This window comes from Streptomyces sp. NPDC025793 (assembly GCF_055558375.1).
Genome location: NZ_JBVHMR010000017.1, coordinates 95,134 through 108,190, shown reverse-complemented (window position 1 = coordinate 108,190; position 13,057 = coordinate 95,134). Strand labels below are relative to the sequence as shown.

14 protein-coding genes are annotated in these 13,057 nt (G+C 71.3%); 8 read left to right on the top strand and 6 right to left on the bottom strand.

The genetic code is table 11. From position 1 onward, the window contains the following. Window positions 1-28 precede the first annotated feature (28 nt). Window positions 29-508, bottom strand: a complete 480-nt coding sequence (locus tag ACZ4MF_RS29090; protein WP_356036884.1) for an Lrp/AsnC family transcriptional regulator — start codon at window positions 506-508, stop codon at window positions 29-31. Window positions 509-630: 122 nt separating this feature from the next. Between ACZ4MF_RS29090 and hppD the strand changes: the two genes are divergently transcribed. Beyond that, window positions 631-1,776, top strand: a complete 1,146-nt coding sequence (hppD, locus tag ACZ4MF_RS29085; protein WP_467494822.1) for a 4-hydroxyphenylpyruvate dioxygenase — start codon at window positions 631-633, stop codon at window positions 1,774-1,776. On the opposite strand, the gene ACZ4MF_RS29080 is transcribed toward hppD, so the two are convergent. Then, entirely contained in the window at window positions 1,773-1,976 is a 204-nt protein-coding gene (locus ACZ4MF_RS29080; protein ID WP_467494821.1) for a hypothetical protein, read from the bottom strand. The genes hppD and ACZ4MF_RS29080 overlap by 4 nt on opposite strands. Window positions 1,977-2,068: 92 nt before the next feature. Here ACZ4MF_RS29080 and ACZ4MF_RS29075 point away from each other — a divergent pair, with 92 nt between their 5' ends. After that, window positions 2,069-3,484, top strand: a complete 1,416-nt coding sequence (locus ACZ4MF_RS29075) for an FAD-binding oxidoreductase (RefSeq protein ID WP_467494820.1) — start codon at window positions 2,069-2,071, stop codon at window positions 3,482-3,484. Between the two features lie 47 nt (window positions 3,485-3,531). On the opposite strand, the gene ACZ4MF_RS29070 is transcribed toward ACZ4MF_RS29075, so the two are convergent. Then, window positions 3,532-3,945 carry an SsgA family sporulation/cell division regulator gene (locus ACZ4MF_RS29070; RefSeq protein WP_467494819.1) on the bottom strand — a complete coding sequence of 138 codons (414 nt, stop codon included), beginning with the start codon at window positions 3,943-3,945 and terminating at the stop codon, window positions 3,532-3,534. A gap of 235 nt (window positions 3,946-4,180) precedes the next feature. Here ACZ4MF_RS29070 and ACZ4MF_RS29065 point away from each other — a divergent pair, with 235 nt between their 5' ends. Together ACZ4MF_RS29065 and ACZ4MF_RS29060 are read left to right on the top strand one after the other, a co-directional pair. Beyond that, entirely contained in the window at window positions 4,181-5,743 is a 1,563-nt protein-coding gene (locus ACZ4MF_RS29065) for an RDD family protein (RefSeq protein WP_467494818.1), read from the top strand. Window positions 5,744-5,827: 84 nt separating this feature from the next. Then, complete coding sequence (locus ACZ4MF_RS29060) at window positions 5,828-6,472, top strand: RDD family protein (protein WP_467494817.1); 645 nt, start codon at window positions 5,828-5,830, stop codon at window positions 6,470-6,472. 88 nt (window positions 6,473-6,560) lie between these two features. On the opposite strand, the gene ACZ4MF_RS29055 is transcribed toward ACZ4MF_RS29060, so the two are convergent. Further along, complete coding sequence (locus ACZ4MF_RS29055; RefSeq protein ID WP_071372259.1) at window positions 6,561-6,800, bottom strand: hypothetical protein; 240 nt, start codon at window positions 6,798-6,800, stop codon at window positions 6,561-6,563. A 305-nt stretch (window positions 6,801-7,105) separates the two neighbouring features. Between ACZ4MF_RS29055 and ACZ4MF_RS29050 the strand changes: the two genes are divergently transcribed. Next, window positions 7,106-9,469, top strand: a complete 2,364-nt coding sequence (locus tag ACZ4MF_RS29050) for an immune inhibitor A domain-containing protein (protein ID WP_467494816.1) — start codon at window positions 7,106-7,108, stop codon at window positions 9,467-9,469. A 121-nt stretch (window positions 9,470-9,590) separates the two neighbouring features. Continuing rightward, the gene (locus ACZ4MF_RS29045) at window positions 9,591-9,908 is read left to right on the top strand and encodes a hypothetical protein (protein ID WP_467494815.1); all 318 of its coding nucleotides are present in this window, start codon (window positions 9,591-9,593) and stop codon (window positions 9,906-9,908) included. Between the two features lie 19 nt (window positions 9,909-9,927). Here ACZ4MF_RS29045 and ACZ4MF_RS29040 read toward each other — a convergent pair whose 3' ends face one another. Together ACZ4MF_RS29040 and ACZ4MF_RS29035 are read right to left on the bottom strand one after the other, a co-directional pair. After that, window positions 9,928-10,521, bottom strand: coding sequence for a nicotinamidase (locus ACZ4MF_RS29040; protein WP_467494814.1), 594 nt, complete (start codon window positions 10,519-10,521; stop codon window positions 9,928-9,930). Between the two features lie 110 nt (window positions 10,522-10,631). Beyond that, the gene (locus ACZ4MF_RS29035; RefSeq protein WP_467494813.1) at window positions 10,632-11,978 is read right to left on the bottom strand and encodes a nicotinate phosphoribosyltransferase; all 1,347 of its coding nucleotides are present in this window, start codon (window positions 11,976-11,978) and stop codon (window positions 10,632-10,634) included. Between the two features lie 58 nt (window positions 11,979-12,036). On the opposite strand from ACZ4MF_RS29035, the gene clpS reads away from it, so the two are divergent. Both clpS and ACZ4MF_RS29025 read left to right on the top strand, forming a co-directional pair. Continuing rightward, entirely contained in the window at window positions 12,037-12,354 is a 318-nt protein-coding gene (gene clpS, locus ACZ4MF_RS29030) for an ATP-dependent Clp protease adapter ClpS (RefSeq protein ID WP_071372255.1), read from the top strand. A 13-nt stretch (window positions 12,355-12,367) separates the two neighbouring features. Beyond that, complete coding sequence (locus ACZ4MF_RS29025) at window positions 12,368-12,973, top strand: DUF2017 domain-containing protein (RefSeq protein WP_467494812.1); 606 nt, start codon at window positions 12,368-12,370, stop codon at window positions 12,971-12,973. Window positions 12,974-13,057: the final 84 nt, after the last annotated feature.

Sequence of the window (13,057 nt, the reverse complement as noted above, 5' to 3'; positions counted from 1 at the left end):
CACCCCAGACCGGTCACACCGCTACAGGTCACGTCCCTTCACTGTCCCGGGCGGCCTGCTCCACCAGCGGGATGATCCGCAGCGGAACGGGGTTCTCCATGACGATCGCCGTGGAGGCCCGGACGATGCCATCAAAACCGACGACGCGGTCGATCACCCGTTGAAGATCGGCGTTCGACCGGGCCACCAGCCGGCACAGCATGTCCCCGCTGCCGGTCGTGGTCAGCAGCTCCAGCACCTCCGGCACGGTCGTCAAGTGGGCCCGGACGTCGGGGCCTTGGCCCTGCCGGATCTGGAGCGTGGCGAAGGCGGTGACCGGGTAGCCGAGGGCCGCCGGCTCCACCTGGGGGCCGAATCCGCGGATGACTCCGTTCGACTGAAGCCGGTCCAGGCGCGCCTGCACGGTCCCGCGCGCCACCCCGAGCCGCCGGGACATCTCCAGCACCCCGATGCGCGGCTCGTTCGCCAGCAGCACGATGATCCGCCCGTCCAGATGATCGATCGCCACGGCACCTCCAGGGATGGTCATCCTGTACAGAAAGCTCGCCGGTACGGCAGTGCCGCTGTACAGACTGCCCAGCGGATACGCAAACTATTGCGCACCTTGCAGAGCGGGGCCACGCTTCCGCCATGACGCAGACCACACACCAGACCCCCGACACCGCCCGGCAGGCCGATCCCTTCCCGGTCAAGGGAATGGACGCGGTCGTCTTCGCCGTGGGCAACGCCAAGCAGGCGGCGCACTACTACTCCACCGCCTTCGGTATGAAGCTGGTCGCCTACTCCGGACCGGAGAACGGCAGCCGCGAGACCGCCAGCTACGTGCTGGAGAACGGCTCCGCCCGGTTCGTGTTCACCTCGGTGATCAAGCCGAGCACCCCCTGGGGCGAGTTCCTCTCCCGGCACGTGGCCGAGCGCGGCGACGGCGTCATCGACCTGGCCATCGAGGTCCCGGACGCCCGCGCCGCCCACGCCTACGCCGTCGCGCACGGCGCCCGCTCGCTCGCCGAGCCGTACGAGGTGAAGGACGAGCACGGCACCGTCGTCCTCGCCGCCATCGCCACGTACGGCGAGACCCGCCACACCCTCGTCGAGCGCACCGGCTACGACGGCCCCTACCTGCCCGGCTACGCCGCCGCCCGGCCGATGGTCGCCCAGCCCGCCCAGCGCACCTTCCAGGCCATCGACCACTGCGTCGGCAACGTCGAGCTCGGCAGGATGGACGAGTGGGTGGCCTTCTACAACAAGGTCATGGGCTTCACGAACATGAAGGAGTTCGTGGGCGACGACATCGCCACCGAGTACAGCGCGCTGATGTCGAAGGTGGTCGCGGACGGCACGCTCAAGGTCAAGTTCCCGATCAACGAGCCCGCCATCGCCAAGAAGAAGTCCCAGATCGACGAGTACCTGGAGTTCTACGGCGGCGCCGGCGTCCAGCACATCGCGCTGAACACCAACGACATCGTGCAGACCGTGCGCACCATGCGCGCGGCCGGCGTCGAGTTCCTCGGCACCCCGGACTCCTACTACGACACCCTCGGCGAGTGGGTCGGTGACACCCGCGTGCCGATCGACACCCTGCGCGAGCTGAAGATCCTCGCCGACCGCGACGAGGACGGCTATCTGCTGCAGATCTTCACCAAGCCGGTCCAGGACCGTCCGACGGTCTTCTTCGAGATCATCGAGCGGCACGGCTCGATGGGCTTCGGCAAGGGCAACTTCAAGGCCCTGTTCGAGGCGATCGAGCGCGAGCAGGAGAAGCGGGGCAACCTCTAGTCCCGTACAGGGCGCCCCTGCGGGTGCTGGTCGGGTACGCCGGTCAGCACCCGCAGCGCCGCCCGCGCCGGCGCCCGGACCACCGTGTGCGGCCGCTCCTGCGGCAGCAGCGTCAGCACCGCGGCCACGGCGGCACCGGCCGCCGGCAGAGCCAGCAACAACACCCGGCACGTACCCGGCATGGTCAGTCGGTTGTCCATGGCGCTCACTGTGCGTCAGTACGACGAGCACATCCGGGCGGCCCAAGGGAGGTCGGGACGGGGTTCACACCGATGGCCGTGAGTGTCACGCTGTGATCATGAGCCGTAGCGAAGCCCCTCGCTCCGAAGACACCGCAGAGACGAGCAACCTCACCGACCGGCTCCTGGCCGGCCTGCCCGCAGAGGCCGTCCTGACCGACCCCGACGTCACCGCGTCCTACGCCCGCGACATGGCGAGCTTCTGCCCGGCCGGCGCCCCCGCCGTCGTCGTCCTGCCCCGCACCGTCGAACAGGTGCAGCACGTCATGCGTGTCGCGACCGAGCTGCGCGTCCCCGTCGTCCCGCAGGGCGCCCGCTCCGGTCTGTCCGGCGCCGCGAACGCCACCGACGGCTGCGTCGTGCTGTCCCTCACCCGGATGGACCGGATCCTGGAGATCAGTCCCGTCGACCGGATCGCGGTGGTCGAGCCGGGCGTCGTCAACGCCACGCTCTCCCGCGCGGTCGAGGAACACGGCCTGTACTACCCGCCGGACCCCTCCAGCTGGGAGATGTGCACCATCGGCGGCAACATCGGCACGGCCTCCGGCGGCCTGTGCTGTGTGAAGTACGGCGTCACGGCCGAGTACGTGCTCGGGCTGGACGTGGTGCTGGCCGACGGCCGCTTGATGTCCACCGGCCGCCGCACGGCGAAGGGCGTCGCCGGCTACGACCTCACCCGGCTCTTCGTCGGCTCCGAGGGCTCCCTCGGCATCGTCGTCCGGGCCGTCCTCGCGCTGAAGCCGAAGCCGCCGCGGCAGCTGGTGCTGGCCGCCGAGTTCCCCTCCGCCGCGGCGGCCTGCGACGCCGTCTGCCGGATCATGGAGGCAGGCCACGTCCCCTCCCTCCTCGAACTGATGGACCGGACGACCGTCAAGGCGGTCAACGACCTCGCCCACATGGGTCTGCCGGAGACCACCGAGGCGCTGCTGCTGGCCGCCTTCGACACCCCGGACCCGGCCGCCGACCTCGCCGCCCTCGGCGCCCTGTGCGAGGCCGCCGGCGCCACCGAGGTCGTCCCGGCCGAGGACGCCGCCGAGTCCGAACTCCTCCTGAAGGCCCGGCGGCTCTCGCTGACCGCGCTGGAGGCGGTCAAGGGCACGACGATGATCGACGACGTGTGCGTGCCCCGCTCCCGGCTGGGCGCGATGCTCGAAGGCGTCGAGCGGATCGCCGCCACGTACGACCTGACCATCGGCGTCTGCGCGCACGCCGGCGACGGCAACACCCACCCCACCGTCTGCTTCGACGCCCAGGACGAGGACGAGTCCCGGCGGGCCCGCGCGTCCTTCGACGAGATCATGGCCCTCGGCCTGGAGCTGGGCGGCACCATCACCGGCGAACACGGCGTCGGCGTACTGAAGAAGGAGTGGCTGGCCCGGGAGATCGGCCCGGTCGGGGTGGAGATGCAGCGCGCGGTGAAGCACGCCTTCGACCCGCTGGGCATCCTCAACCCGGGCAAGCTGTTCTGAGCCCCCGGTGCCCCGTCGGCCGGCCGGGCCGGCCGGGTTCGCCGGGCTCACCGGGCGAGCAGCTGGTCGAGGGCGTCGTCGATGCCCAGCTGCTCGCCCTCCGTCCCCGGCGGCACCGCTGTCAGGGTCCGCTCCAGCCACGCCGACACCTGCGGGATCGGCGCCTCCAGCAGCGCGTCCCCGTCCGGCGAGCTGAGCGCGATCAGCACGACGCTGCGCCCGTCGGCCTTCGTCGGCCACACCCGCACGTCCCCCTGCCCGCATGGCCGGAACACCCCCTCCACCAGCAGATCGCGGGCGAACGTCCAGTTGACCGGGGACTCGGAGTTGATGTGGAAGGTGATGTGGACGGCGTACGGATCGTCGGAGCGGTAGGCGAGCCGGGCCGGGACCGGGATGCTGCGCTCCGGCGACAGGATGAGCTTCAGCTCCAGCTCCCGCTCCACCACGGTGTGATGCATGACGTTGCCCTTCGTCTCTTGCCGGGGGGCCTCGGAACGGGCCCGCACCGGGGGAGAGAGGGCAGGGGCCGCGCCATTACGCGGGTTCTGGGAAATTCTTTCCGGGGATCTGTGAGAGCCGGGTCCGGCGTTGCCCGGAAGGGGTTCGGTCGGGCGGGACTGGCGCTGCGGGCCGCCCCGGTCTGATAGATGTGGAGCCTTCAGCACACCCCCGAGCAGATACGGGACGACGGACATGAGCGCCCCAACCCCGGCCCCAGGTGACGACAGGCCCCGCGAGGGTTACTACCCGGACCCGTCCATCCCCGGCTACGTCCGGTACTGGAACGGCGCCTCCTGGGTGCCCGGCACCAGCCGCCCGGCGCCGCAGGACGGTGAGCCGCTCACCCCGCCCCCGGGCGTCCGCCCGGTGACCCCGGCCCCGGCCGTGGAGGAGACGGGGCCGCACTTCTTCGACGAGGACCCCCAGCCCGCGCCCACCGGGCAGCAGCAGGGGCAGCGCGATGGTGCGGGCGGGGCGCAGGGCCGGGCGGGCGCCGGTGACGGGCGTACCCCGTGGGGTGCCGATCCCAGGATCCCGGCGGCGGGGCAGGGCGGGCCGGGCGGCCGTACCGACGCGGCCTCGAACCCGCCGGCGCAGGACGACGGCCCGGACCCCGGCGGCACCTTCATCTTCCGCCGCCCGGTCCCCGGCCCCGCCGCGGTCAGGGACGAGGGCACGATGACGTTCCGCCCGGTACCGGGCCAGGGCCGGCCGGGCGACCGGCCGGCCGCCGCTCCGGACGCCGGGGCGGGCTCCGGTTTCGGCCCGCAGACCCCTGGCCCGCAAGCCCCCGGCCCGCAGAGCTCCGGCCCCGGAGCGCCCGCCGCCGGCCGGCCGGGTACGGGCTTCGTGCCGGGCCAGGCCGGGCCCGGCGCCGGTACGGCGAACTCCGCCGGCGCCCCGGGCGGCTTCGGCCCGCAGGGGCCCGTCGGCCGGGCCACCCCGCCCGACGCCGCGCCTTCTCAGGCCGCGGGCCCCGGATTCGGCGCGGGCAAGGCCGCCGCCGCGCGTGCCGCGGCCGCTCAGCCGCCGCAGCCGCCCCAGGCTGCCCAGCAGGCCCAGGCGCCCGCCGCCGTCGCCCCCTCGGTGCCGGCGCAGGGCGGTGCTCCCGCCGGGGGCCCCGGCACCCCGCTGACCAGCGGGCCGGGCGGCGGCCAGGCCTCCTGGGCGCAGCAGGTGCACCAGCTGGCCGGCGGCGGGGACGAGCAGCCCATGACGCCGTGGAAGCCGCCGGTGGAGGACGTCTTCCAGGCGGCCGCGCGCCGCCAGGCCGCGGCCCGGCCCGCCGGAGTCGGCAAGCGGCTCGCGGCCCGGCTGATCGACACCCTGATCGTGCTCGCCGTGACGGCCACCGCCGCCGTACCGCTCGGCCTGCGCGCCGCCGACCATGTCCAGCAGAAGATCGACGCGGCCAGGCTGTCCGGCCGTGAGGTCACCGTCTGGCTGCTCGACGACACGACCGCCACCAGCCTCGGCATCGTGCTCGCCGTCCTCCTCCTCGTCGGCGTCGCCTACGAGGTGGTGCCGACCGCCAAGTGGGGCCGCACCCTGGGCAAGCGGGCGCTGGGCCTGGAGGTGCGCGACATCGAGGCCCACGAGCCCCCGACCTTCGGCCCGGCGCTGCGCCGCTGGCTCGTCTACAGCATCCCCGGGTTGCTCGGCATCGGGATCGTGGGCGTGCTGTGGTGCCTGTTCGACCGGCCCTGGCACCAGTGCTGGCACGACAAGGCAGCGCACACCTTCGTCGCCGGCTGACGTACCGGCCGGCGTACGCGAGGGGCTACTCCGTACGGCCGCCCGCCGGGTGCGGAGCCGGGGTGTTCGCGATCCACTCGGGCCATGAGCAGCGAACCGCCCCCCGGCTCCGGAGAGCAGCCCCCCGAGGACGACCCGTTCAGGAAGCGGCCCCCGTCGGACCAGGGGCCGGGCTCGCCGTACGACACCCCGTACGGTGGTGCCCAGCCGCCCCCGCCGCCCGGCGGCGGACCGTACGGCGGCGGCCCCTACGGCGGCTACCCCGCCGACCCGCTGGCCGGCATGCCCCCGCTGGCCGACAGCGCCCGGCGCACCCTCGCGCGGATCCTCGACATGATCCTCGTCGGCATCGTCGTCTGGCTGCTCACCTGGGCGTTCGGGGTGCGCGAGTACAACATCAACGGCGATCACGTCGAGGTCGGCAAGTCCGTCGGGCAGTCGTTCATCGGCGCCGTGCTCTACATCGCGTACGACACCTTCACGATGAGCAAGTACGGCCAGACCCTCGGCAAGAAGTGGCTCGGCATGCGGGTGGCGAACCTGGACGACGGTGCCACCCCGTCCGTGCAGACGATGCTGATCCGCTCCCTGGTGCTGTGGGTGCCGTTCGCGTTCTGCTGCGCCTGCGTCTGGACCGCGATCTGCGGCGGCTGGAGCTACTTCGACAAGCCGTACAAGCAGGGCCTGCACGACAAGGCGGCCAAGACGGTGGTGGTCAGCACGGGTTGACGGGGTGCCGTGACCGGGTGCGGTGGACACGACACGAGAGCGGCGGGTCCGTGAGCTGTCACGAGCCCGCCGCTCTCGGGTCCGTCCCTCACAGGGAGACCGGCTCTTCCTGGGGCGCGGGCTCGACGGGGTCGGCCGGTGCCACGGCCGCGCGGGCCTTCGGCAGCGGCACCGTCATCGCGACGAGCAGTCCGAGGGCCAGGGCCGCGAGGGCGATGACGGTGATCCCGAGGCCCGAACTCGTCTGGGACAGCAGCAGCATGGCGAGCGTCGAGAAGATCACGGTGCAGGAACCGTAGGCGAGCTGTGCGGCGGTCGGACGAGGCATGGCAATCGTGTCCTCGGAAGTCTTCGGGGGATTGTCGGGGGAACAGGTGGGGTGCCGTTCGACTCTCTCCGCGTGCATGCCCGAGCGGGACGGCTGGTAAGCGTGACCTAACCCACGGTATCGGTGCACAGGGGGCGCACGGAGTCATGGGGTGGAGGCATAGTCCGCTTGCAGGTGCGTAAAGCGAACGTCAGCTCCGCATAGTGCACACGGCCTGAGCGAGTCAAGATCTGTCTTTTCTTCTAAACCTCTAGTCAAATTACGTCACTTGACATGCGTCGGACAGACGCAGGGGAGGAACTCAAGTGACCAGCAGATCCTGGACGTTCAGAGCGGCCGCGATCGGCGTGACGCTGGCGGCGGCCTCCGCCACGTTCGCCACCTTCGCCGTCGCGGAGGCCGCCACCCGGCCGGACCGCACCGCCGCCGCCCACCGGCACGACCCGGCCCCGGTGAAGCAGCAGGCGCACGACCTCGACGGCCCGCTCAGCAAGACGCAGAGGGCTCAGCGCCAGGAGGCCCTGAACCAGCTGATCGCGGGCAAGGCCAAGGCGAAGGACCGTGACGGCTCCAAGGTCGTGGAACTGGGGGGCAAGAAGGGCGACGGCAAGTACGTCGAGCTGAGCCGCGAGAAGACCGACAAGATCTTCACGATCCTGGTGGAGTTCGGGGACCGGACCGACCCCAAGTACGGCGGCACCGCGGGCCCGCTGCACAACACGATCGCCGCCCCCGACCGTACGAAGGACAACTCGACGGCCTGGCAGGCGGATTACGACCGGAAGCACTACCAGGACCTCTACTTCGGCACCGGCAGGACGACCGAGTCGCTGAAGAAGTACTACGAGAAGCAGTCCTCGGGCCGCTACTCGGTCGACGGCGAGGTCGCGGACTGGGTCAAGGTCCCCTACAACGAGGCCCGTTACGGCAACAACGCCTGCGGCTCCACCAACTGCCCGAGCGTGTGGAACGTGGTCAGCGACGGTCTGAACGCCTGGGTCGCGGGGGCGAAGGCGGCCGGGAAGTCGGACGCCGACATCAAGAAGGACCTCGCCCAGTACGACCAGTGGGACCGCTACGACCACGACGGCGACGGGAACTTCAACGAGCCCGACGGCTACGTCGACCACTTCCAGATCGTGCACGCCGGCGAGGACGAGTCCGCGGGCGGCGGCGCCCAGGGCACCGACGCGATCTGGGCCCACCGCTGGTACGCCTTCGGCACCGACGCGGGCGCGACCGGCCCGGCGGGCAACAAGCTCGGCGGGGCCCAGGTCGGCGACACCGGCATCTGGGTCGGCGACTACACCATCCAGCCGGAGAACGGCGGCCTCGGCGTCTTCGCGCACGAGTACGGCCACGACCTCGGGCTGCCCGACGAGTACGACACCGCGGGCGGCGACAACTCCACCGGCTTCTGGACCCTGATGTCCTCCGGCTCCTGGCTCGGCACCGGCAGGGAGGCCATCGGCGACCTGCCCGGCGACCTGAACGCCTGGGACAAGCTCCAGCTGGGCTGGCTGAACTACGACACCGCCAAGTCCGGCGTCTCCTCCTGGCACAAGCTGGGCTACGCCGAGTACAACACCAAGTACCGTCAGGCGGTGGTCGTCTCACTGCCGGACAAGGCGGTCACGACCGAGGTCGTCACCCCGGCGCAGGGCGCCTCCCAGTGGTGGAGCGGCAGCGGCGACAACCTCAAGAACACGCTGACCCGTTCCGTCGACCTCACCGGCAAGGCCTCGGCCACCCTGAGCCTGGACGGCTGGTACGACATCGAGAACGGCTACGACTACCTCTACACCGAGGTGTCCACCGACGGCGGCGCCGACTGGACCGCCCTGGACGGCACGGTGGACGGCCGGGCCGTCCCGCGCGACGGCTCCGGCAAGCCCGCGCTGACCGGCACGACCGACGCGTACAAGAAGCTGTCGTACTCGCTCGACGCCTACGCGGGCAAGAAGATCGACCTGCGCTTCCGCTACCAGACCGACGGCGGCGTGGCGTTGAAGGGCTTCGCGGCGGACGAGATCACGGTCGCGGCGGACGGGGCGCCGCTGTTCTCCGACAACGCCGAGTCCGCGGACGCCGGTTGGACCGCCTCCGGCTTCTCCCGCATCGGCGCGTCCTTCACCAAGGACTACAAGCAGTACTACCTCGCCGAGAACCGGCAGTACGTGTCGTACGACAGGACCCTCAAGTCCGGCCCGTACAACTTCGGTTACCAGAACACCGGCCGCCCCGACTGGGTGGAGCACTACCCGTACCAGAACGGTCTGCTGATCTGGAAGTGGGACACCTCCCAGGCGGACAACAACACCAACGCGAACGCCCACCCGGGCACCGGGCTGATCCTGCCGGTCGACGCCCACCCGAAGGCGCTGCGCTGGTCCGACGGCACGCTGCTGCGCAACCGGATGCAGGCCTACGACTCCACCTTCACGCTGGAGCCGACGGACGCGATCACGCTGCACCGGTCCGGCGTCGCGACCAAGATCAAGTCGCAGAAGGGGGTGCCGGTCTTCGACGACCACGCCGGCACCTACTACGACCCGGCGAACCCGACCGGCGGTGTCAAGGTCACTGACACCAACACCAGGATAAAGATCACCAAGCAGGCCCGAAACGGCTCGACGATCGAGCTGGAAGTCGGTCCCGCGATGAAGTAGTCGGCATTTGTGCAGGTCAGACGCGTATCGGCGGCAAACCCTTGGCGGGTTGCCGCCGATCGTGTTTAGGTGCGTCCTGTGGACCGCTTATTGACACCGACCGGAACGGGGATCTGACGGCATGGCCGCTGGAGGCTTCACCAAGCTGCCGAACGGCACGGTCGTGGTGGCACTCAACCTGCCCTACGACTCCGCCGGGGTGCGCGTACTCGTGCACGCCCAGAACCGGGCGCGCGCCCTGACCAGGCTGCGCAACCTGGGGTTGCGCGCGATCTATCTGCGGGGCAACGGCGCCCCGCCGACCCCGGACGAGATCACGGCGGTCCTGCACCACCCCGACGGCCTGATATGGCGGACGGCTCCCACCGACAACGGTGTCATCGTGACCGAGCTGTGGCACCCGATCAGGGCACTTCTTCGCAGATCGGCGGTGGCGTAGCCGTGCGGGGGAGCGGGGTCTAGCCGCTGACGACCGGCTTGCCCGTCAGCTCCACGCCCGCCTCCCGCAGCTCCTCCAGCGCGCGCTCCGTCGTCTCCGCGGCGACGCCCGCCGTGAGGTCCAGCAGGACCTGGGTGCGAAAGCCCTCGCGGGCGGCGTCCAGGGCGGTGGCGCGGACGCAGTGGTCGGTCGCTATGCCGACCACGTCGACCTCGTCGACGGCGCGCTCGCGCAGCCAGTCCGCCAGGGGGACGCCGTTCTCGTCCCTGCCCTCGAAGCCGCTGTAGGCCGCCGAGTACGCGCCCTTGTCGAAGACCGCGTCGATCGCCCCGGAGGCGACGGCCGGGGCGAAGTTCGGGTGGAAGCCGACGCCCTCCGTGCCCGCGACGCAGTGCGCGGGCCAGGAGCGGACGTAGTCGGGGTCGTCGGCGAAGTGGCCGCCGGGGGCGATGTGGAGGTCGCGGGTGGCGACCACGTGCCGGTATCCGCTCCCGGCCGCCTGGCCGATCAGCTCCGTGATCGCGGCGGCGACGTCGGCGCCGCCGGACACCGCGAGGCTGCCCCCCTCGCAGAAGTCGTTCTGCACATCTACGACGATCAAGGCGCGGCGCATGGTGGGTGTCCTTCGACTGTCGGTTAATCAACCGAGCCTAGAGACTTCCGGGCCCGGACGGGAGGGGGCGGACGAGAGGCGGACGGGCGGGTCCCGCTCCACGACAGGGCCTAGCTACCCGAGCGCTCCGTCAGGTACTCCGTCGGAAGGACGGGTTCCCCTCGGGAGAGCTGTGTGGCGGAGAGCGGGAGATTCGCGCGGGCGGCGATGTGCCGGCTGCGGGGGACGTCCAGCGGCTCGCGGCCCAGCACGTCCCCGCCCTTGATCAGCTGCACCAGCAGCTGCCGGTCCGCGAGCTCCGGCGGCACCGGGCCCGTGCCGACGACCTCGGCCTCGGCGACCCCGTCCGCGTCGAGCCGGCGCGCCGCCCACTTGCGGCCGCCGATGGAGGTCTTGCCGCCGCTGGACTTCTTCGCGACCGGCACCAGCGGCGCCTTCGGGTCGCCGGACTCGGCGCGCGCGACCAGCTTGTAGACCATGGAGCAGGTCGGGTGCCCGGAGCCGGTCACCAGCTGGGTGCCGACGCCGTACGCGTCCACGGGAGCGGCGGCGAGGGAGGCGATGGCGTACTCGTCCAGGTCGGACGTGACGACGATCTTGGTGTCGGCCGCCCCCAGCTCGTCCAGCTGCTGGCGCACCCGGTGCGCGACGAGCAGCAGGTCACCGGAGTCGATGCGGACCGCGCCCAGCTCGGGTCCGGCCACCTCCACGGCCGTACGGACGGCCTCGGCGACGTCGTACGTGTCCACGAGCAGCGTGGTGCCCCGGCCGAGGGTGTCGACCTGGGCCCGGAAGGCGTCGCGCTCATGGTCGTGCAGGAGGGTGAAGGCATGGGCCGAGGTGCCGACCGTCGGGATGCCGTAGCGGAAGCCGGCCGCCAGGTCGGAGGTGGTGGCGAAGCCGCCGACGTACGCCGCCCGGGCCGCGGCCACCGCCGCCAGCTCGTGGGTGCGCCGGGCGCCCATCTCGATCAGCGGGCGGTCCCCGGCGGCCGAGGCCATCCGGGAGGCGGCCGCGGCGATGGCGGAGTCGTGGTTGAGGATGGAGAGGATCACCGTCTCCAGCAGCACGCACTCGGCGAAGGTGCCCTCGACCCGCAGCAGCGGGGAGCCGGGGAAGTACACCTCGCCCTCGGGGTAGCCCCACACGTCACCGCTGAAGCGGTAGTCGGCGAGCCAGGCCAGGGTCCGCTCGTCGACGATGTTCCGCTCCCGCAGGAAGCCGAGGACGTCCGGGTCGAAGCGGAAGTTCTCCACCGCGTCCAGGACGCGTCCGGTGCCCGCCACCACGCCGTAGCGGCGCCCGTGCGGCAGCCGCCGGGTGAAGACCTCGAACACGCTCCGCCGTTCGGCCGTACCGGCCTTCAGAGCCGCCTGGAGCATGGTCAGCTCGTACTGGTCGGTGAAGAGCGCCGTCGAGGGAACGTCCACCGGCAGCCCAAGGTCCGCTGTGTTCATGGCCATGGATGCTACACCCCTTTTCGTCGGTGTGACGATTTTTCCTCGCCGTGGCAGCATGGGCACTGTGACGTCACCCGCGCCCGTAGAGATCGAACGCACCGAGTCGGCGGAGGAGGTCTTCGCCGTACCCGAGCCCGACGTCCCCTGGGTCACGATCGTGCACAACGACCCGGTCAACCTCATGAGCTATGTGACGTACGTCTTCCAGTCGTACTTCGGCTACACCAAGGACAAGGCCACCAAGCTCATGCTCGACGTCCACCACAAGGGCCGGGCGGTCGTCTCCAGCGGCACGCGCGAGGAGATGGAGCGCGATGTGCAGGCGATGCACGGATACGGTCTGTGGGCCACCCTCCAGCAGGACCGGAAGTAGCGAACCCCTTCAGATGCCCGGACATTTCGAACCGCTTCCCGGCGGCGGCGCGGCCGTCGCGCTCGACGACGTCGAGATCTCCATCATCCGGTCGCTGGCCGTCCAGCTCCTGGAGCTGATCGGCCCCGGCCCCGGCGCCGAGGCCCCCGAGGACCCGCTCGCCGAGCTGTTCGCGGAAGGGCCCAGCGAGCCGCCCGCCGACCCGGTGCTGCGCCGGCTCTTCCCGGACGCCTACAGCGACCCCGAGAAGGTCCCGGACTCGCCCGCCGAGGCCGAGGAACGCCGGGCCCACTCCGCCGAGTTCCGCCGCTACACCGAGAACGACCTGCGGGCCGGCAAGCGGGAGAACGCCCTCGCGGTGATCCGCGCCCTCGACGCGCTCGCCCCGGTGGGCGAGGGCGGGGCGGTGCTGAAGCTGGCGCCGCAGGAGTCGAGGCAGTGGCTCGGCGCCCTGAACGACCTGCGCCTCGCGATCGGCTCCCGGCTGGAGATCACCGACGAGGACGACACCGACCTGCTCTACCGGCTCCCGGACGAGGACCCGCGCAAGCCGATGGTGATGGCCTACCTGTGGCTCGGCGGCCTCCAGGAGACCCTCGTGACGACCCTGATGCCCTGATATGCCCGCTCTCGTGTTCGCTCAGCGGACGCTCAAATCCGGATAACGATCCCGTTACCATTGCGGCCGGTTATGCCGCATTTG